Here is a 19,719-nt window from a genome sequence, read left to right as displayed (position 1 = left end):
CTCCAGCCCCCCCGCCCCACCAGGGGACGGCACAGCAGGGAAACCCCCGGCATGGCCGGGGGTTTCCCTGCTGTGCCTTCCCCCGGTGGGGTGGCGGTGCTGGAGGAGGCGGGGGCGCGGTGGCGGACGTGGTTCGAGCGGATGCCCGCCGTGCCGCCCGGCCTGCGGGAACGCGCCGAGCAGGCGTGGTGGACACTGGCCGTGAACCTGGTGCCCATCCGGGGCAGGGAATCGCTCATCCCCTCCAAGTACGGATATGTCGGCTTATGGAATTGGGATTCCTACTTCCACGCCATCGCCCTCAGGCACGCCGACCCCGCCCTGGCCAGGGAGCAGATCCGCATCCTGCTCGACCACCAGCGCCCCGACGGCCTGATCCCCGACGTGGTGCACGACCACGGCGTCCTCTCCGAGACCACCGACCTGCCCCGCTCCGACCTGGCCAGGCTGGCCCGGCACGTCGGCGGCGAGCCGGACCGGGCCGTCGTCCCCGTCACCAAGCCGCCGCTCACCGCCTGGGCCGTGTGGAAGATCCACGAGGCCGACCCCGACCCCGCCTTCCTGGCCGAGGTGTTCGAACCGCTCGTCCGCTCCCAGCAGTGGTGGTTCACCCGCTCCGACCCGGACGGCGACGGCCTGGCCGAATACCTCCACCCGTACTCGTCCGGCCTCGACGACAGCCCGATCTGGGACCACGGCCCGCGCGCCGAACCGCCGGACCTGAACGCCTACCTGGCTCTGCAGTACGACCGCCTCGGCGACATCGCCGCGGTGCTCGGCCGCGATCCCGGCCCGTGGCGGGCCAGGGCGCAGGCGCTGGTGGACCTCATGATCGCCCGCCGCTGGAACGGCCGCCGCTTCGTCACCAGGGTGGGCGGGCGCGAGGTGGACGTGCGCACGCCGCTGGAGCTCATGCCGCTGATCACCGGACGGCTCCCCCGGGAGATCGCGGACCGGCTCGTCGCGGACCTGACGTCGCCGGCCTTCTGGGGCGCGCGGCCGGTGCCCACCGTCGCCTTCGACGACCCCCGGTTCGACCCGGACGCGATGTGGCGCGGCCCGGTCTGGCTGAACGTCAACTACCTCCTCGTCGACGCCCTGCGCCGCTCCGGACACCCCCGCACGGCCGCCGAGCTGCGCGAGCGCACGCTGGCCATGGTCCGCGACGGCGGCGGGCTCTACGAGTACTGGAACCCGGTGACGGGCCGCCGCGCGGGCCGCGCGACCAGCGGCTTCGGCTGGTCGGCCGCCCTGTTCCTGGACCTCGCGTGCACCAGCTGACCCGCTTCCCCCGGGTGCCGGTCACACCCGCACGAGGAACCCGTCCACGACGAGCGTCCGGGCCAGCTCGGTCTGCTGCGCCTCGGACAGCCCCGGCAGGTCGCGCACCTCGAACGGTTCGGTGTTCCCCGACAGGAACAGCATCGCGGCCCGATGACCGGCGTCGGCGCTCACCAGCGACTGCCCGAACTGCAGCGCGACGCCGTCCGCCATCGTCAGCACGCGCGAGTAGAGCGGCCGGTACTTGACCACCCGCGTCCGCCCGTCGATCAGGGGCGCCTCGACGGCGTTGGGGACGAGCTGCCCGACGGGCCGGCATCGGCCGCGCCGGACCAGGGCGTCGCCCAGGGCGCCGAGCCCTTCGGCGATGACGCCCGGCTCCTCGAGCATCCTGGCCAGGTCGCGTACGAGGTCGCCGAGGCTCGCGCGTACGCCCACGTCATCGACATGCCGCGGCGGCAACTGGGCGAGGACCCGGTCGTCCCGGTAGCTCAGCGAATCGAGCGCCTCGGTGATGAGCTTCAGCACGGTCGGCGCGTGGATCCCGACGGTCAGGTGGATGGACGGTTCGGCGTTGGCCGTGGCGGCGTGGACGCGGCCGCGCGGAAGGTAGAGCACGTCGCCCGCGTTCAGGAGCAGGCCGGTCGGACGTGGGAGGCCGGACGCGACGACCGCCTCACGGCGTCGCATCTTGCGGGGTGGCACGTCGGCGTCGCTGTAGACCTGCCAGGTCTTGGATCCCTGGATCTGGAGGATCAGCACGTCGTGATCATCGTAATGCGGGAGGAAGCCCTGCGATCCGGGAGGCGTGACGTAGGCGTTGACCTGGGTCTCGAAGTTCAGCTCGATCTCGATGCCGTGGGCCAGCGCGGCGATCGCCGGCACGTAGCGCTCGACGCCGTTGAGCACGATCGTGTGGCCGTCGGCGAAGTCGTTGCGGACGCGGACGAGGTCGACGGTGCCGTCGGCGAACCGGTAGGAGTCGGGGCTCCTGTGCTCGTCCTCCCGCACGACCGTGACGGCCGACGGCTCCGGCCGGACGATCTCCAGGACGTCCTCGACCGCGGCCGCGCCGAACAGGCCGCCGAAGTAGTCCTGGCGGCCTCGTTCGACGTGGTAGTGCGTGAGGCCCCACACCTTCTCCAGGAAGGTCTCCACCGTGAGCGGCTGGAGCAGGTGGGCCAGAGAGTATTCGACGGTCATGCGTCCCCAAACTTCGCCGTGATCAGGTCACCGGGGTAGCCGTTGCGCACCAGCTCGTCGCACACGAACTGGTACATCACCTTGTAGGCGTCGCAGTACACCGACGGGTTGTCGAACCCGTTTCGCTTGGAGAAGCGGTTCTCCAGGTCGCCGCCCCGGCAGACGTGCCGCCACCGGCACCCGGCGCATCCGGCGGGCAGCGTGTTGAAGATCTCCTCGACCTCCCGGAAGACCGGTTCGGCGAGGAACTCGCGCAGGGTGCTGCCGGCGGTGGAGTGCACCGGCGTCCCCGTGTACCAGCCCAGTGCGGGGATGAACGTATCGTCGATCGCGACGGTGCCGTCGCTGCGCGCGATGACCACCTGGTTCTCCTTGCGCGGACGCAGGAACGCCTGGCCGGGGGCCACGTCCGGCCGGAAGTGGTCGAGCAGCCGGTCGACGAAGCGGAGGTGGACGTCCGTGTTGTCCTCGCTGAGCCATTCATGGAAGAGATCCGAAAGGCACGAACCGTACTGCTTGGCCGCTCCCGAGGAGATGAACTCGAGGTCGTCGGCGTTCCTGTCGGGAAGCAGGAAAGTCATGTCCAGCACGCCCAGCTCCCGCAGGTAGCGGTAGACGGCGCGATAGTCGTTCCCGCTGTGCACGACGCTGACGGTCGACGGCAGCGGATGCCCGGCACCATGGGCCTCGACGAGCCGCCGGATGGCCTCTTCCGTCCGGGCGAAGCTGGAACGACCGTGCCGGTCGAGGCGGAAGCGGTCGTTCACCGCCTGCGGCCCGTCGATGCTGACGCCCACGGCGACGCCGTGCTCGGCGAAGGTCTCGATCCACTGCTCGTCGAGCAGCGTCCCGTTCGTCTGGATGCTCAGCAGGACGGTCGCGACCGGCTCGATGATCTCGCGGAGCCGCCGGCACGCCTCACCGAACCTCTTGACCCCGATGAGAGTCGGCTCGCCTCCGTGGAAGGCCACCTTCGCGTAAGGGATGCGCAGTTCCTCGCAGCCCTGGGCGATCCAGCGGGCCAGCGCCTCCGTGACGTCGATCGAGGCGATCGACGGCCTGTCGAAGGCCGTCTCCTCGCCCATGTTGAAGTAGTAGCAGTACGTGCAGTTGATGTTGCATCGTTCGGCCACCTTGTAGACGACCTGGAGCGCCTCGATGGAGCCCGGCTCCGCCGGGCTCCACGCCGCCCGGACCGCCCCGTCCGCGACCCTGTTCACGACCCTGTCCACGACCCTGTCCACCACCGCGCGGGCCTACTGCAGCCTGGCCTGGTCGTAGTTCCCGCCGCCGCTCTGGTTGTAGCTGCCGCCGCCCCGCTGCGTGTAATTGCCGCCGTGCTGGTTGTAGTCGAAGGAGCCGGAAATCACCTCGCCGGGCGCGATGATTCCGTTCAGGATGCTTTCCCCGAGGATCTTACGACCTTCGGTGGACAGCGTCGGCTTGCCTCTGGATTCTTTCTCGTCACTCGTTTTCGGCATGACGGAATCCCCTTTCCTATTCAGGCCGTGCTTGGATCGGCCGTTCTCACATTTCTTACGATCAGGGGGCATACCGCACACGCACTCAGCCCGGCCTGCGCGAACCAGCGGCAGGTCCGCCGGATCGAACAAGCCGGCAGGGAATCGGTCCCGGCGCCGGACTCCAGGGCGTCGTCGATCACCGCACACCGCTCGCCGGTCCAGTTCCTGCAGCCACCCTCGACGCAGGGCTGGGCGAACCGGAAACGCTCCTCGGGAGTCCGGCCCCCGGACGCGCCGGCCACGAAGTCGTCATCGATCCTGAGAGCTGGACGGATGTATCCCAGCCGGCCGGTGGCGTCGAGGACTCCCAGCAGGATCGCGTCCTTCTCGCACCGGGCGCTCGGGCAGAGGATCTCCTCGGCCTTCTCCCCGTGGACGCTCACCGCGTCAGCTCCCGAAGTCCGGCATCCTGACCCCGGCGGCCGCGATCTGCTCCGCGGAGATCTCGACCGCCCAGATTCCCTGCGTTCCCCCGCCGCCCCCGGTTCCGCCGCGCGCGGCCAGGACGGGATTGCTGATCCATGCCCTGTCGCTGAGGTCGACGTTCGCGAGCTCGACCGCCACCGCTTTCTGCACGGCCCGGTTGATCCTGCCGACCGCGCTCTCGTCGAGCTCGAAATCGAGCACCACGCGGAATTCATGTCGCGCCAACGCCGCCGCCTCCCCACAGTGTTTTCCGGGGGTCTATTCCACTGCGGCCCCGGTGACAACCACGGGGAAAACCGAAAACTTACCCTCTTTATTCGATTCATAGCGTCGCCGGTCGCGGGATCACCCGATCGGGACGTTCCCCTACCGGTCCGTCGCGGCTCTCGTCCATCCGCCAGACATAAGGTAAGCCTTACCTATGTACCAGGTGAGGGGGACGCCGTGACCAAGGAGACCCGCAGGTTGCCCGCCCTCGCGGCCGGGCCCGTCGAGATGCCGTCCGCGATCGTGGGGTGGAGCGAGGTCATCGCCCGCGACACCGTCTGGAACGAGCACTCCCACCCCTTCCACGAACTGCTCTGGAACGAGCGGGGCGCGTCCACCGCCGTGGTGGGGTCGCGGGTCTGGACGATCACCCCGGCCCTGGGCCTGTGGATGCCCGCGGGCACGCCGCACTCCGGCTCGGCGATCGCCGGCACCTGGTGCCGCGCCGGTTTCATCCGCTTCGGCGCCGTGGCCCCGATCTCCGCCACGCCGGTCGGCGTCGAGATCACCCCGCTGCTCCGGCTGCTGCTGGACCGGCTCGCCGGCCCTGAGCTGCCCGCCCGCTCGCGGGCCGTGACCGAGGCGATGGTGCTCGACGTGCTCACCCCCTCCTCGCGCGAACTGCTGCTGCACCTGCCCACGTCCGACCTGCTGCGGCCGATCGCCGACGCGGTCCGCGACGATCCCGGCGACCGGCGGGGGCTGGCGGAGTGGGCGGCCCAGCTCGGCGTGAGCGCCCGTACGATCACCCGCGCCTTCAACGCCGAGACGGGCACCAGCTTCGCCCGCTGGGTCGCGGCCGCGCGGGCCAGGCACGCCGTCACGCTGCTCGCCCGGGGCTGGGAGGTCGACGTGGTGGCCGGGGAGGTCGGCTACAGGTCGGCGAGCGCGTTCGGCGCGGCCTTCCGGCGGACGACCGGGCTGACCCCGGGGGCGTTCCGGGTGCCGTGAGGTGTCCCGATCGCGACACCGGGTGTCTCAAATGGTCTATTGCGACATTTCCTCCCTTTCTCCTAGGGTTACCAAGGCAAGGCTTACCTAACAGGGTCGCCGAGTACGGATTCTGGAAAGTGGAGTACGGATTGAAGCGTCCACATCGCCTTCGCGTCCTCGCCGCGGCGGCCGTCCTGCTGGGCCTCGCGGCCTGCGGCGGCGCCCCGGCCAAGACCCCTGCCGGGAGCACGACCGGGAGCGCGACCGGGAGCGCGCCGGGGAGCGCGACCGGGCCCGCGGGCAGCGGCGCGAGCGCCTTCCCCATGACGATCACGCACGCGCTGGGGACGACCACCATCGAGGCCAAGCCCGAGCGGGTGGCCACGGTCAACTGGGCCAACCACGAGGCGCCGCTGGCCCTCGGCATCGTCCCCGTCGGCATGGCCGCGGCGAACTTCGGCGACGACGACGGCGACGGGCTCCTGCCCTGGGTCGAGGACCGCCTGAAGGAGCTCAACGCCAAGACGCCGGTGCTGTTCGACGAGACCGACGGCATCGACTTCGAGGCCGTCGCCGACACAAAGCCGGACGTGATCCTGGCCGCCTACTCGGGCCTGACGCAGCAGGACTACGACACGCTGAGCGAGATCGCCCCCGTCGTGGCCTACCCCGAGGCCGCGTGGGCGACGCCGTGGCGCGACATCATCCGGATCAACAGCAAGGCCATCGGCCTCGCCGCCGAGGCCGAGAAGCTCATCGCCGGGATCGAGGGCGAGATCGAGGCGGCCGTCGCGAGCCACCCGCAGCTCAAGGGCAAGTCGATCATGTTCATGACGCACGTCGACCCCAACGACGTGAGCCAGATCGGCTTCTACACCACGCATGACACCCGCACGCTGTTCTTCGAGGACCTCGGGCTGACGATCCCGGGCAGCATCGCCGAGGCGTCCAAGGGGACGGACAAGTTCGTCCTGACGCGGAGCTCGGAGCAGATCGACGTGTTCGACGACGTCGACATCATCGTCGGGTACGGCGACGCCAAGGGCGAGCTGCTCGCGAAGATCAGCAAGGACCCGCTGCTGTCGAAGATCCCCGCCGTCGAGCGCGGCTCGGTGTTCCTCCTGCCCGACACCAAGCCGCTGGGCACCGCCGCGAACCCGACCCCGCTGGCGATCTCCTGGGTGCTGAAGGACTACGTCGAGGCGCTCGCCGAAGCCGCGGACAAGGTCAAGTGACGTCGGTCCGCACCGACCGCCCGCCGGACGCCGCCCTCGTGCGGCGTCCGGCGCGTGTGCGGGCCCTGTGGCTGCTCGTCGTGGTCGCGGTCCTGGCGGCGCTCATGGTCGCCTCCGTCGCGCTCGGCTCGCGCGACGTCTCCTGGGCCGACGTCTGGGCCGCGCTCGGCGGCTCGGACGCCTCGCTCGAACAGGCGGCGGTCGCCAAGCGGATCCCGCGCACCCTGCTCGCGGTGGTGATCGGCGCCGCGCTCGGCCTGTCGGGCGCCGTCATGCAGGGCGTGACCCGCAACCCGCTGGCCGACCCGGGGATCCTCGGTGTCAACATGGGCGCGTCGCTCGCCGTCGTCTCCGCCGTCGCGTTCTTCGGGCTCACCGCGCCGACCGGCTACATCTGGGTCGCGATGGCGGGCGCCGCCCTGTCGGCCGTGTTCGTGTACGCGGTCGGGTCGCTCGGGCGTGGCGGGCCGACGCCGCTCAAGCTCGCGCTGGCCGGGGCCGTCACGTCGGCGGCGTGCGCGTCCTTCGTCAGCGCGGTCGTGCTGCCCCGCAACGACATCGCGGGCAGCTTCCGGCTCTGGCAGATCGGCGGGGTGGGCGGCGCGTCCTACGAGCGCATCGGGCAGATCCTGCCGTTCCTCGCCGTCGGCTTCGCCGTGTGCCTGCTGTCGGCGCGGGCGCTGAACTCGCTCGCCCTGGGCGACGAGCTCGCGGCCGGGCTGGGCGAGCGGGTCGCCGTCATCCGGGCCACGGCCGCGCTCGGCGCCGTCGTGCTGTGCGGCACCGCGACGGCCGCCGCCGGGCCGATCGGCTTCGTCGGGCTCGTCGTCCCGCACGCGTGCCGCCTGCTGGCCGGCGTGGACCACCGCTGGACGCTGCCGTTCTCGGCGCTGACCGGCGCGGCGCTGCTCACCGCCGCCGACGCCGCCGGCCGCGTGGTGGCGCGCCCCGCGGACGTCGAGGTCGGCATCGTGACGGCGCTGATCGGCGCCCCGTTCTTCATCTACATCGTCCGCCGTCAGAAGGTGCGTGACCTGTGAGCGCCCCCGCTCCCGCCGCCGTCCGGCCGTCCGTGGTGCAGGCCGTCGCCCGTGGCCGCCGCCGGCGCTCCTCCCGCCGCCTCCTGGTGGCCGTGGCGCTGGCGGTGCTCGCCGTGGCCGCGTTCGCGGTGACCCTGATGGCCGGGCAGACGTTCTACCCGCCCGGCGACGTGCTCGGCGTCATCCTGGGCGAGCGGGTCCCCGGGGCGTCCTTCACGGTGGGCCGGCTCCGGCTGCCGCGCGGCGTGCTCGCCGTGGTCGCCGGGTTCAGCTTCGGCCTGGCCGGCGTCACCTTCCAGACGATGCTCCGCAACCCGCTGGCCAGCCCCGACATCATCGGCATCAGCTCGGGGGCGAGCGCCGCGGCGGCCATCGCGATCGTGTCGCTGTCGCTCGGGGGCACCCAGGTGTCGGTCCTCGCGATCGTCTCCGCCCTGCTCGTCGCCCTCCTGGTGTACGTCCTGGCGTTCCGGGACGGCGTCGTGGGCACGCGACTCATCCTGATCGGCATCGGGATCTCCGCGATCCTCGACAGCGTCACCTCCTACGCGCTGTCCCGGGCCGGCGACTGGGACCTTCAGGAGGCCATGCGCTGGCTGACCGGCAGCCTCAACGGCACCACCTGGGACCAGGTGCTGCCCGCCCTGGTCGCGCTGGCCGTCCTCACGCCCGTCCTGCTGTCGCGGGCGCACGACCTGTCGGCGATGCAGCTCGGCGACGACACCGGCGCGGCGCTCGGCGTCCGCGTCGAGCGCACCCGCATCACGGTGATCGTCGCCGCCGTCGGGCTGATCGCCTTCGCCACGTCGGCGGCCGGGCCGATCGCGTTCGTGGCGTTCCTGTCGGGGCCCATCGCGGCCCGGCTGGTCGGCGCGGGCGGCTCGCTGCTCGTGCCCGCCGGGCTCGTCGGGGCCCTGCTGGTGCTCGTCGCCGACTTCGCCGGGCAGTTCGCCTTCGACGCCCGCTTCCCGGTCGGCGTCGTCACGGGCGTGCTCGGCGCGCCTTATCTCATCTATCTGATCGTCCGTACGCATCGGGCGGGAGGCTCGCTTTGACCACGTCCCACTCTCTCGCGGCCGAGGGGCTGACGCTCGGCTACGGCGACCGCGTGGTCGTCGAGTCGCTCGACCTCGTGGTGCCGCCCGGCGAGATCACGGTCATCGTCGGCGCGAACGCCTGCGGGAAGTCGACGCTGCTGCGCTCGCTGTCGCGGCTGCTCGCGCCTCGCGAGGGCCGGGTCGTCCTGGACGGCAAGGAGGTGCACCGGATGCCCGCCAAGCAGCTGGCCCGCACGCTCGGGCTGCTGCCGCAGTCGCCGGTCGCGCCGGAAGGCATCACCGTGCTCGACCTCGTCGGCCGGGGCCGTCACCCCCACCAGGGCATGTTCTCCCGGTGGAAGGCCGAGGACGACGTCGCCGTGGCGGCGGCGCTGGAGGCCACGCGCACGACGGAGCTGGCCGACCGGGCCGTCGACGAGCTGTCCGGCGGCCAGCGCCAGCGGGTGTGGATCGCGATGGCGCTGGCCCAGCAGACCGACCTGCTCCTGCTGGACGAGCCCACCACGTTCCTGGACGCCAGCCATCAGATCGACGTCCTCGACCTGCTGACGGACCTGAACCGCGGCCGCGGCACCACGATCGTGATGATCCTGCACGACCTCAACCTCGCCGCCCGCTACGCCGACCACCTCATCGCGATCGCCGGCGGCCGCCTGCACGCCTGCGGCACCCCGGCCGAGGTCCTCACCGAGGACAGCGTCCGCGCCGTCTTCGGCCTCGACAGCCGCGTCATCGAGGACCCGGTCTCCGGCCGCCCCCTGATGCTCCCCATCGGCCGCCACCACGTCCGGCCCCAGCTCACCCCGAATCCTCTACAGCCTGTAGAGTAAGCCCGGAAATTCGGGCGAAAGGGTGAAGCGTGCTGCGCTGGTTTCGGATCCTGGCGGTGGCCGAGGCATGCTCGTGGGCCGGGCTGCTGGTCGGGATGTTCTTCAAGTACGTGACCGAGACCGGCGAGCTCGGGGTCAAGGTGTTCGGGCCGATCCACGGCGCGCTGTTCGTGCTGTACGGGATCGGGGTGATCCTCTCGGCGCGGGAGGCGGGCTGGAGCCGGGGCGCGGTGGTGCTCGGCCTGGCGTGCGCGGTGCCCCCGTTCACCTCGCTGTGGTTCGAACGGCGGATGGCGGCGCGCACGGCCGCCCGGCAGCTCGCCTGAACGTTAACCGCCCTCTTATCGCCGATCTGCGGGAATGCCACCATGCGGATACTGGTGGCCGAGGACGAGCGGGTCCTCGCGGACCTGGTGGCCGAGGGGCTGCGCGGGCGGGCGATGGCGGTCGACGTCGCCTACGACGGCGCGGCGGCGCTGGAGCGCCTCGCGGCCGGCACGTACGACGTGCTCGTCCTGGACCGTGACCTGCCCCGGCGGCACGGTGACGAGATCTGCCGCGAGCTGGCCCAGCGCGGCGACCCGGTGCGCATCCTGATGCTGACCGCCTCCGGCGCGGCGCACGACCGGGTCGCCGGGCTGAACCTCGGCGCCGACGACTACCTGCCCAAGCCGTTCGCCTTCGACGAGCTGGCGGCCCGGGTCGGCGCGCTCGCCCGGCGGTCCGGGCCGCCGCTGCCGCCGGTGCTGGAGTACGCCGGCATCACCCTGGACACCGCGCGCCGCCTGGCCTTCCGCGAGGGCCACGCCCTGGCGCTGTCACGCAAGGAGTACGGGGTGCTCGAAGTGCTGATGCGAGCGCGTGGCGCCACCGTCAGCGCCGAGGAGCTGCTGGAACGGGCCTGGGACGAGCGCACCGACCCGTTCACCACCGTCGTCAAGGTGACGATGAGCAAGCTGCGGGCCAAGCTCGGCCTGCCGCCCGTCATCGTCACCGTCCCGGGCACCGGATACCGGCTGTGAGCCCGCGCCGGGCCGTGCGGCTCTTCCGGCCGCCGGCCCGCGGTTCGGTGCGGGCCCGGATGACCCTGCTCTACGGCGGGGTCTTCACGGTCATCACGCTGGCGGCGCTGGTCGTGGCGCAGCGGTTCCAGGGGTTCGCCGTCGTCCGGAACCTTCAGGACGCCGTGCACCGGCCGATGACCGGGAGGCCGTGCGAGCAGCTCCCGCCCGGCGGCCCCTGCGCGGTCGTCCCCGGCGAGGACGCGCTCCACCGGGCCGCCGAGCTCGAACAGGACCTGGCGGACTCGCAGCGGATCATCACGCTGGTCACGATCGTGGTGATCGCGGCGCTGGCGTTCGCGGTGTGCTGGTGGCTCACCGGGCGGCTGCTGCGGCCGCTGCACCGCATCACCGCCACCGCCCGCCGGCTGTCGCTGTCGACCCTGCACGAGCGCATCGCGCTCACCGGGCCGCAGGACGAGCTCAAGGAGCTCGCCGACACCTTCGACGCCATGCTCGACCGGCTGGAGCACGCGGTGGCCGGTCAGCGGCGCTTCGTCGCCAACGCCTCCCACGAGCTGCGCACGCCGCTCGCCATCCAGCGCACCGCCATCGAGGTCGGCCTGGCCGACCCGTCACCGGAGCGGCTGGCCTGGATCCGGGCGGAGCTGCTGCGCAACACCGAGCGGTCCGAACGGCTCATCGAGGGGCTGCTCGTCCTCGCCCAGGGCGAACGCGCCCCCGACGCGCCCGCGCCGGTGGATCTCGCCGCCCTGGTCGAGCAGGTCGTCGCGGAGCACCTGCCGCAGGCCGGGCGTGACGGGGTCACGGTGACGGTCTCCACCCACCCGGTGATCGTCGAGGGCGACGAGGTCATGCTCACCCGGCTGGTGGCCAACCTGGTCCAGAACGCCGTCCGGCACAACCATCCCGGCGGGCACGTCCGGGTCGCGTTGTCCCCCGGCACCGGGCTCGTCGTCCGCAACACCGGGCCGCACGTCCCGCCCGGCCGGGTCGGCGAGCTCTTCGAACCGTTCCGCAGGCTCGACCCGGACCGGACCGGCTCGGCCGGCGGCGCGGGGCTCGGCCTGTCGATCGTCGCCGCCATCGCCGCCGCCCACCTCGGCGCCGTGACGGCCACGGCCTGCCCGGACGGCGGACTCCACGTCACCGTCACCTTCCCGCCCCGGCCCGCTGAGCGGGAATGATTGCCGAAGCGCATTGGTTGTACGAGACAGCCGGGAAGTTCGTGTATGTGGTTTGCCCCGTACTCCCTTCGGGTGTGCGGCTGTTTCTTGCTGAGAGATGGTGCGGTCGCAGCTTGACAATCCCCGGCCGGCGATCCGCGGTCCCGCGGTTCACCCATCTCTGACTAGGAGACATCGCAATGGCACAGGGCACTGTGAAATGGTTCAACGCTGACAAGGGCTTCGGCTTCATCGCCGTCGACGGCGGCGGCGCGGACGTGTTCGTCCACTTCTCCGAGATCCAGTCGGGCGGCTTCCGCAGCCTCGAGGAGAACCAGCGCGTCGAGTTCGACATCAGCCAGGGCGCCAAGGGCCCCCAGGCGGTCGGCGTCACCGTTCTGTAAATACGTAGCGCACAGCCCCTCGCCCGTTTCACGGGCGGGGGGCCTTGCCTTTTCTCCTTACTGTGCCGCGCTGACGCCGAAGGCCGTCCATCCGAGGTCGGGGAAGCCTGCCGCGTCGGCGACGGCGGCGGAGGCGAGGTTGCCGGGCGCGTGCATGTACGTGGGCACCGCGCCCTCGTCGAGCACCCGCCGCGCGGCCTGGGCGACGAGCCGCCTGGCCAGCCCGCGCCCCTGCGCCCGCGGCGCGGTCACCACGGCCAGCTCGCGCCCGTGGCGATCGTGCCGTTTGACGCCCACGCCGGCCAGGTGCGCGCCCGTCGCCGGGTCACGCGCCACCAGCACCTCGCCGCCGAAGGGCCGCAACCACTCGGGCACCTCCGGGTCCTGAGCGGGAACCCAGACCCCGGCGTCGGGCAGCGGCGCGGGCCGCGCGCTCCAGCGGTAGACGGCGGTGAACCAGCCGCGCGCCGGTGGCCCGAGCAGCGCCGGCACCCCCGGCCCGAAGTCATCGGGATCCTCCGCGTGGAGCTTCGCCACCTCCTCGGCGTGCTCGGGCAGCACCGAGAGCACGGCGCCGCCGGGCCCGCCGACGCCCAGCACGGGATGGATCGCGCCGTCCCACGCCGGGAGCGCGCGTCCGGCATGGCCGACGACGTCCATCCGCCCGGCCGGCGGCCAGCGGCCGAGCCACGTCATCAGATGCTCGTGCAACCTTCGCTCAGGAGTCATCCCCCGATCGTATACCCACAGGGGGTACCGGGCGGGCCCGCCGGCGTGGTCAGCGGGGCTCGGTGGCGGCCAGGAGCCGTGCGCCGAAGGCACGGCAGGCCTCGGTGAACTCCGCGCCCGCGGTGATGCGGATGTCGGCGTCCAGGAAGGCGAGGTTGAGGATCAGCCACTGCCAGGAGTCCAGCGCGAGGCTGACGCCGGTGCGCCGGTCGTCCAGGGAGCGGATCTCGGCGTCCTGGAACTTCAGGGCGTCGAGCACCCCGGCGACCGGCGCGCCGACCTCCACGCTGACGGCCTGCTTGCCCCTGTTGAGCCCCTGCCGCAGGTAGTCGGTCGCCGATTCGGCGGGCAGCGGCCGTGGCGTGTATCGGCCGCCGGTGCGCGCCGGAGCGGCGACGCGGTCCAGGCGGAAGACCCGCCAGTCCGCCCGGTCGAGGTCCCAGCCCAGCAGGTACCAGCGCAGCAGGTGGTGGATCTGCCGGTACGGCTCCACACGCCGGTCCGTCCGGTCGCCGCGGGCGTCCGTGTAGCCGAACGACAGGATCTCGCGGCGCGCGATCGCGTCGGCGACGAGGGTGAGCTGGTGGGCGGTGACGCTCGGGGCGCGCTGCGGGCTCGTCTCCAGGCTGGCGCGGACGGCGGCCACGCGGGGGCGCAGCCGGGCGGGCAGGAACTGGTCCAGCTTGCCGTAGGCGCGGGTGGCGGCGTCGTCGATCCCGCCTTCGGCGGACGCCCCGACGGCGGCCAGCGAGGCGGCGGCCAGCAGCGTGGCCACCGCCTCGTCGTCGTCCAGGACGAGCGGCGGCATCGTGCGGCCGGCGGCGAGCCGGTAGTAGCCGCCCGGCCCCGGCTGGGTCTGCACGGGGTAGCCGTAACCGCGCAGCCGGTCGACGTCCCGGCGCAGCGTGCGCGGGCTGACGCCGAGGCGCCGGGCCAGTTCCTCCCCGCCGAACGGCCGGCCGGTCTGCAGCGTCGACAGCAGGGCCAGCATGCGTTCGGTGACGTCAGCCATGCCCCCGATCCTGCCACCAGATGCGGTCAGGATCCGGCCACATCTCCTCATAGCCTGACGGGCATGACAGCGCGCACCATCACCCTCCGCCGTGCCCGTACGAACAACCTCGCCGAGCTGGACGTCGACATCCCGCGCAACCGGCTGGTCGTCTTCGTCGGCGTGTCCGGCTCGGGCAAGTCGTCGCTGGTGTTCGACACGATCGCCGCCGAGGCGGGCTACCAGCTCAACGAGACGTTCCCGCCGTTCGCCCGCAACCGGCTGCCGAAGTGGACGCGCCCGGACGTCGAGCACATCGGCGGCCTGACCCCGGTGGTCGTCATCGACCAGCGGCGGATCGGCGGCAACGCGCGCTCGACCGTCGGCACGGTCACCGACGCCTGGACGTACCTGCGGCTGCTGTTCTCCCGGATCAGCGAGCCCCACGTCGGCGAGTCGGGGCACTTCTCCTTCAACGAGCCCGCCGGCATGTGCCCGGCCTGCTCCGGTCTCGGGGAGGTGGTCGTCAGCGCGGTCGAGCGCTTCCTCGACCTGGACAAGTCCCTGGCCGAGGGCGCGATCCTGCTGCCCGGCTTCGGCAACGGCGGCTACTGGTACTCCCAGTACGCCGACATCGGGACCTTCGACGCCGATACCCCGCTGCGTGAGTGGACCCCGGCCGAACGCGAGGCGCTGCTGTACGGCGGCGAGGCGGCGGCCAAGCTGGGCGGCAAGCCCCCCAAGGGCTACGAGGGGGTCGTCGAGCGATTCGAGCGGATCTACCTGCACACCTCCGACAACCTGTCCGAGCGCAAGCAGGAGACCATCCGGCGCTTCACCCGGTCCGGCACCTGCCCCGAGTGCGCCGGCGACCGGCTCGCCAAGGCGGCGCGGACGGCCACCGTGCTCGGCCGCACGATCGGCGAGATGTCCCGCATGGAGATCACCGAACTGGCCGCGCTCGTCCGCACGATCGGCTCCCCCGGCGTCGCTCCCGTCGTCGCGGCGCTGGCGGCGCGGCTGGAGGCGATGGTCACGATCGGGCTCGGCTACCTCACGCTCTCCCGCGCGACCACGACCCTGTCCGGTGGCGAGTCGCAGCGGATCAAGATGGTCAAGCACCTGGGGTCCAGCCTCGCCGAGATGACGTACGTGGTCGACGAGCCGAGCGTGGGCCTGCACCCCACCGACGTGGAGTCCCTGGTCGAGCTGCTGGAGCGGCTGCGCGACAGCGGCAACACCGTCCTCGTCGTCGAGCACGACCCCGCCGTCATGGCACACGCCGACCAGGTCGTCGAGATCGGCCCGGCCGCCGGCGCCGGCGGCGGCCGGCTGGTGTTCCAGGGCCCGTTCGACCGGCTCAGGGAGGCCGGCACGCCGACCGGCCGCGCCCTGGCCCGGCAGTTGCCGGTCAAGCCGGTGCCGCGCCCGGCCACGGGCAGCCTCACCGTCACCGGCGCGACCCGCAACAACCTGCGCGACCTCACCGTACGCATCCCCACGGGCGTGATGACGGTGCTCACCGGCGTCGCCGGGTCCGGCAAGTCCAGCCTCGCCCACGAGCTGGTGGCCCAGCACGGCGCGACGGTGATCGACCAGAAGCCGGTCAGCACCAGCCGCCGCTCCACCCCGATCACCTACACCGGCATCGCCCCGGCGATCCGCAAGCTGTTCGCCAGGCACAACGCCGTCCCGGCCGCGCTGTTCAGCGCCAACTCCGAGGGCGCCTGCCCGGCCTGCAAGGGGCTCGGCGTCATCTACACCGACCTCGCCTTCATGAACGGCCAGGAGGTCGTCTGCGAGACCTGCCGGGGCCGCCGCTTCACGCCGGAGGTCCTCGCCCACACGGTGGCCGGGCTGTCGATCGCCGACGTCGACGACCTCACCATCGACGAGGCCGTCGACCGGCTCCCCGACCGGGGCATCTCGGACGCGCTGCGCCAGCTGTCCGCCGTCGGCCTGGGCTACCTGCGCCTGGGGCAGTCACTGAGCACGCTGTCGGGCGGGGAGTGCCAGCGGGTCAAGATCGCCAAGGAGCTCCGCGAGGCGACGCGGCCCACCACGTACGTGCTCGACGAGCCCACGACCGGGCTCCACATGACCGACATCGACACGCTGCTGGGCGTTCTCGGCGACCTCGTCGGGCAGGGCCACACCGTCGTCGTCATCGAGCACAACCTCGACGTCATCCGGCAGGCGGACTGGCTCGTCGACCTCGGTCCCGGACCCGGCAGGCACGGCGGGACCGTCCTGTTCGAGGGCCACGTCGCCGGCTACACCGACCGCACGACCCCCACCGGCCGCGCCCTCGGGTGAGCGGGCGCGGCCGGTCGTCACGCGGTGGCCGGGCAGGTGGTGCCGGGCGGCGGGAGCCTCAGGCTCGTCAGGTAGCGGTTGACGTGCGCGGTGACGCAGCCGCCGGTGCCGGAGAGGTAGAGGGTGTGGCCGTGCCCCTCGTACCGGACACTGGACGAGCCCGGCACCCGGCGGACGGCCCGCGCGACCTCGTCGTGATCCGTCCAGCTCCCGACCGCCAGGAACGGCGGCAGCCCGTGGGCGGGCAGCGGCGCCGGCGGGTTGGTGACCGGCGCGGGCCAGCCGGCGCAGGCCAGCGGCCACCAGGATCGCTGCCCCGCGAAGTTCGGCGACACCTCCGCCGCCTTCCGCAACGCCTCCCGGTAGACCGCGTAGCTCTCGTACCCCTTGCCGTCCAGGCAGTGGGTCATGTTCTGCCCGGCGATCGAGGGCACCTTGGGGCTGCCGGAGGCCTGCCTGACGTAGTCGGCGAACCCGGAGGCGTCGCCGCCCGCCGCCTTCTCGATCGCGGAGGCCAGTTGCACCCAGCGGGGCACGTCGGGCTCCCGGCCGGGCGAGACGAAGCTGGGCCCGGCGGCGGTCTTGAAGTCGAACCCGGTGTAGGCGGCGCGGGAGGGGTCGTTCCTGACCGGCACCGGCGACTCGTCCGCGGCGGTCACCAGCCGCCGCCACACCGCCTCGGCGTCCCGGCCGTGCAGGGCGCAGGCCGTGGCCGAGCGGCACCAGGCGGCGAACCGCTCAAGCTGCCGTTCCAGCCGCGCGTAGAGGCGGGGCTCGGTGGCGGCGCTGGTCTCCTGGTGGGTGGCGGCGCCGTCCAGGACCATGGCGCGGACGCGGGCGGGGAACAGGTGGGCGTAAGCCTCCGCGGGGTGGCCGCCGTAGGAGTTGGCCAGGAAGCTCAGCCGCTGTTCGCCCAGCGCGGCGCGGACGGCGTCGAGGTCGCGGGCGACGGAGGCCGAGTCCATGTGGTCGAAGAGCTCCGGGTCGGCCGCGCGGCACCGTTCGGCATGCGCCCGGTTCCTCCGCGTGAGCTCGGCCCACTCGGCGCGGTCGCCGGGGAGCGTGATCCAGGGGCCGGTGGCGAGGCAGTCGTAGGGCAGCGGGCCGCCGGGCTCGACCGTGTTGCGCGGCGCGAGGCTGACCACGTCGAACCGGTCGCGCAGCTTGGCGAACCGCCCGTGGAACTGCTTCAGGTCGTCGATCCCCGACGCGCCGGGGCCACCGGGCACGGAGACCACCGTGCCGATCCGGCGTCCCGTCCCGGAGGCCGGAAGCATCGCGACCGGGACGGTGATCTTCCGCCCGGCGGGCTTCGCCCAGTCGAGCGGCACCTCGACGGAGGCGCACCGCAGGTCCCCGGGCGCGTCCTGGCCGGGGCACGCCCGCCAGGCCAGGGACGACGGACCGGCGGCCGCGCCGGCGGAGGCGGGCACCACCACCAGCCCCGTCAGCAGCACGGCGACCGCTCCGGCGGCCAGCGCCTTGACCCTGCGTCCCCGCAGCGCGGTGACCGCCGCGCCCGCCGCCAGCGCGACGGCGACGTAGCCGGCGAGCAACGCGGCCGCCGCCTCCGGCGGCAGCAGCCCGTCCACCCCGGCGATCTGGGCCGGCAGGTTCTCGATCATGTACGAGCCCGCGCGCGCCCGCAGCGGCGACGGCAGGGCCTGGGCGGCGACGGGAAGCACCAGGAAGACCAGGACGAGCGCGACCAGGCTGCCGGGGGTGGACCGGATCGCCGCGCCCACTCCCAGCCCGATCAGCGCCGCCGCCGCCATGGACAGCCCGGCGACGGCCACCGACGCGAGCACGCCCGGCTCGGCGAGCGAGGTGCCCAGGGTCCCGCCGTCGAGCAGCAGCTGACCGGCGCGGTCGCCGAGCACGGCCTGCGCCGCCAGGTGCATGGCGAACGCCAGGACCTGGCCCGCGACCAGGCTGACGGCGGCCAGTCCGGGGATCTTGGCGAACAGGAACAGCTGCCGCCGCGGCACCGCCACCAGGCTCGTGCGGATCATGCCGGTGGCGTGCTCGGCGGTGATCGTGAGCGCGCCCAGCGTGCCGAACACGAAGTAGGCGACGGGCAGGCCGGTGCCCAACCCGTTGCCGTTGCCGGTGAAACGCAGCCGCTCCTCGGCCGTCTGGTGGTCGAACCCGCGCCCGATCAGGTAGGCCACGCCCGCGCAGGCCAGCACGGCGAGCAGGGAGGCGGCCAGCAGGTAGGCGTTGGAGCGCAGCGAGCGGAGCTTGTGCCACTCGGAGGCGATCACGTCCGTCATCGGGCCGCCTCCGTCACGGGGCGGGCCCCGTACTCGACGCTGTCCTCGGTGAGCTCCATGAACGCCTCCTCCAGCGACGCGCTGCGCGATGTCAGCTCCCGCAGCGCGACGCCCGCGCGCAGCGCCAGCGCGCCGATCTCGGCGGCGTCCACGCCCCGCACGGACAGGCCGTCGCCGGCCGCGTCCGCGCAGGTCACCGTGGCGCCGTGGGCGCGCAGGACCTCGGCCAGCCGTTCCGGGCGCTCCGCCCGGACGAGCACGTCGCGGCGGAAGCGGCCGGCGAGCTCGCCGGTCGTCGTGTCGGCGATCAGCCGGCCGCGCCCGATGACGACGACGTGGTCGGCGGTGAGCGCCAGCTCGTTCATCAGGTGGCTGGACAGCAGCACGGTCCGGCCCTCGGCCGCGAGTTCGCGCAGCAGGTCGCGGATCCAGCGGATGCCCTCCGGGTCCAGCCCGTTCAGCGGCTCGTCGAACATCAGCACCGCCGGGTCGCCGAGCAGCGCCGCGGCGACCCCCAGCCGCTGCTTCATGCCCAGGGAGAAGCCGCCGATCCGCCGCCCGGCGACGTCGGCCAGGCCCACCTGGCCGAGCACCTCGGCCACCCGCGCGGGCCCGATGCCGTTGCTGCGCGCCAGGCAGCCCAGATGGTCGCGGGCCGTCCGCCCGCCGTGCACCGCGCCGGCGTCCAGCAGTGTCCCCATCGTGTGCATGGGGCGGCGCAGCGACACGTACGGGCGCCCGTCCACCAGCGCCTCGCCGGCGTCGGGGAGCTCCAGCCCGAGCACGGCCCGCATGGTCGTGGACTTGCCGGCGCCGTTGGGTCCCAGGAAGCCGGTCACCAGGCCCGGTCTCACGGTGAAGGTCAGCTCGTCCACGGCGACCGTGCGGCCGTAGCGCATGGTCAGTCCCCGTACGTCGATCACGTCTTTCCCCTCGTCGCGCATGGTCACGTCCGTCAGAGCCTCGCGCCCCTCGGCCCCGGGTTCCATGGGCGCCGGTCCACCGGCGGGGTGGGGATTCGC

Annotated in this window: 20 protein-coding genes; 11 read left to right on the top strand and 9 right to left on the bottom strand. The window is 72.8% G+C overall.

Translation table 11 applies throughout. The features are described 5' to 3' along the window. The coding region (locus tag ADY59_RS23375) for an amylo-alpha-1,6-glucosidase (protein ID WP_156325678.1) at positions 1–1,281 on the top strand (1,281 nt) is incomplete at its 5' end. A gap of 21 nt (positions 1,282–1,302) precedes the next feature. Here ADY59_RS23375 and ADY59_RS23370 read toward each other — a convergent pair. From ADY59_RS23370 to ADY59_RS23350, 5 genes are read right to left on the bottom strand one after another with little or no spacing between them, the layout of a single operon-like run. Further along, complete coding sequence (locus ADY59_RS23370; RefSeq protein WP_049565487.1) at positions 1,303–2,484, bottom strand: cupin domain-containing protein; 1,182 nt, start codon at positions 2,482–2,484, stop codon at positions 1,303–1,305. Next, positions 2,481–3,704, bottom strand: a complete 1,224-nt coding sequence (locus ADY59_RS23365) for a radical SAM protein (protein ID WP_197093807.1) — start codon at positions 3,702–3,704, stop codon at positions 2,481–2,483. Before ADY59_RS23365 ends, ADY59_RS23370 begins: the two co-directional genes overlap by 4 nt. A 36-nt stretch (positions 3,705–3,740) precedes the next feature. After that, entirely contained in the window at positions 3,741–3,965 is a 225-nt protein-coding gene (locus ADY59_RS23360) for a hypothetical protein (RefSeq protein ID WP_197093806.1), read from the bottom strand. Positions 3,966–3,985: 20 nt separating this feature from the next. Next, positions 3,986–4,390, bottom strand: a complete 405-nt coding sequence (locus ADY59_RS23355) for a hypothetical protein (protein ID WP_049565484.1) — start codon at positions 4,388–4,390, stop codon at positions 3,986–3,988. Positions 4,391–4,394: 4 nt separating this feature from the next. Next, positions 4,395–4,658, bottom strand: coding sequence for a hypothetical protein (locus ADY59_RS23350; RefSeq protein WP_156325677.1), 264 nt, complete (start codon positions 4,656–4,658; stop codon positions 4,395–4,397). 219 nt (positions 4,659–4,877) lie between these two features. Here ADY59_RS23350 and ADY59_RS23345 point away from each other — a divergent pair, with 219 nt between their 5' ends. The 9 genes from ADY59_RS23345 (at position 4,878) to ADY59_RS23305 (ending at position 12,388) form a co-directional block, all read left to right on the top strand. Then, a complete protein-coding gene (locus tag ADY59_RS23345; protein ID WP_049565478.1) occupies positions 4,878–5,651 on the top strand; it encodes a helix-turn-helix domain-containing protein in 774 nt (257 codons plus the stop codon). 131 nt (positions 5,652–5,782) lie between these two features. Then, positions 5,783–6,868: an iron-siderophore ABC transporter substrate-binding protein gene (locus ADY59_RS23340; RefSeq protein ID WP_049565476.1), complete on the top strand. Its 1,086-nt coding sequence runs from the start codon at positions 5,783–5,785 to the stop codon at positions 6,866–6,868. Continuing rightward, positions 6,865–7,908, top strand: coding sequence for a FecCD family ABC transporter permease (locus tag ADY59_RS23335; RefSeq protein WP_049565474.1), 1,044 nt, complete (start codon positions 6,865–6,867; stop codon positions 7,906–7,908). Before ADY59_RS23340 ends, ADY59_RS23335 begins: the two co-directional genes overlap by 4 nt. Continuing rightward, positions 7,905–8,963 carry a FecCD family ABC transporter permease gene (locus tag ADY59_RS23330; RefSeq protein ID WP_049565472.1) on the top strand — a complete coding sequence of 353 codons (1,059 nt, stop codon included), beginning with the start codon at positions 7,905–7,907 and terminating at the stop codon, positions 8,961–8,963. The genes ADY59_RS23335 and ADY59_RS23330 overlap by 4 nt, the downstream gene beginning before the upstream one ends. Then, complete coding sequence (locus tag ADY59_RS23325) at positions 8,960–9,796, top strand: ABC transporter ATP-binding protein (protein WP_049565470.1); 837 nt, start codon at positions 8,960–8,962, stop codon at positions 9,794–9,796. The genes ADY59_RS23330 and ADY59_RS23325 overlap by 4 nt, the downstream gene beginning before the upstream one ends. A gap of 29 nt (positions 9,797–9,825) precedes the next feature. After that, the gene (locus tag ADY59_RS23320) at positions 9,826–10,122 is read left to right on the top strand and encodes a DUF3817 domain-containing protein (RefSeq protein WP_049565468.1); all 297 of its coding nucleotides are present in this window, start codon (positions 9,826–9,828) and stop codon (positions 10,120–10,122) included. 42 nt (positions 10,123–10,164) lie between these two features. Further along, complete coding sequence (locus ADY59_RS23315) at positions 10,165–10,818, top strand: response regulator transcription factor (protein WP_049565465.1); 654 nt, start codon at positions 10,165–10,167, stop codon at positions 10,816–10,818. Further along, positions 10,815–12,005: a sensor histidine kinase gene (locus tag ADY59_RS23310; protein ID WP_231618847.1), complete on the top strand. Its 1,191-nt coding sequence runs from the start codon at positions 10,815–10,817 to the stop codon at positions 12,003–12,005. Before ADY59_RS23315 ends, ADY59_RS23310 begins: the two co-directional genes overlap by 4 nt. Positions 12,006–12,184: 179 nt before the next feature. Next, positions 12,185–12,388 carry a cold-shock protein gene (locus ADY59_RS23305; RefSeq protein WP_049565464.1) on the top strand — a complete coding sequence of 68 codons (204 nt, stop codon included), beginning with the start codon at positions 12,185–12,187 and terminating at the stop codon, positions 12,386–12,388. A 57-nt stretch (positions 12,389–12,445) separates the two neighbouring features. On the opposite strand, the gene ADY59_RS23300 is transcribed toward ADY59_RS23305, so the two are convergent. Further along, on the bottom strand, positions 12,446–13,117 hold the full coding sequence (locus ADY59_RS23300; protein WP_049565462.1) for a GNAT family N-acetyltransferase: 672 nt from the start codon (positions 13,115–13,117) through the stop codon (positions 12,446–12,448). A 49-nt stretch (positions 13,118–13,166) separates the two neighbouring features. Further along, positions 13,167–14,129 carry a helix-turn-helix transcriptional regulator gene (locus ADY59_RS23295; RefSeq protein ID WP_049565461.1) on the bottom strand — a complete coding sequence of 321 codons (963 nt, stop codon included), beginning with the start codon at positions 14,127–14,129 and terminating at the stop codon, positions 13,167–13,169. Positions 14,130–14,192: 63 nt separating this feature from the next. Between ADY59_RS23295 and ADY59_RS23290 the strand changes: the two genes are divergently transcribed. After that, positions 14,193–16,424, top strand: coding sequence for an ATP-binding cassette domain-containing protein (locus ADY59_RS23290; RefSeq protein ID WP_049565459.1), 2,232 nt, complete (start codon positions 14,193–14,195; stop codon positions 16,422–16,424). A gap of 17 nt (positions 16,425–16,441) precedes the next feature. Here ADY59_RS23290 and ADY59_RS23285 read toward each other — a convergent pair whose 3' ends face one another. Further along, positions 16,442–18,697, bottom strand: coding sequence for an alpha/beta fold hydrolase (locus ADY59_RS23285; RefSeq protein WP_049565457.1), 2,256 nt, complete (start codon positions 18,695–18,697; stop codon positions 16,442–16,444). Next, positions 18,694–19,620, bottom strand: a complete 927-nt coding sequence (locus ADY59_RS23280; RefSeq protein ID WP_049565494.1) for an ABC transporter ATP-binding protein — start codon at positions 19,618–19,620, stop codon at positions 18,694–18,696. The genes ADY59_RS23285 and ADY59_RS23280 overlap by 4 nt, the downstream gene beginning before the upstream one ends. Between the last annotated feature and the right edge of the window lie 99 nt (positions 19,621–19,719).

It is taken from the genome of Nonomuraea sp. SBT364, assembly GCF_001083785.1.
In the GTDB taxonomy this organism is placed as follows: Bacteria; Actinomycetota; Actinomycetes; order Streptosporangiales; family Streptosporangiaceae; genus Nonomuraea.
The sequence above is the reverse complement of the archived record's forward strand: the minus strand, read 5'-3'. Positions and strand labels throughout refer to the sequence as shown.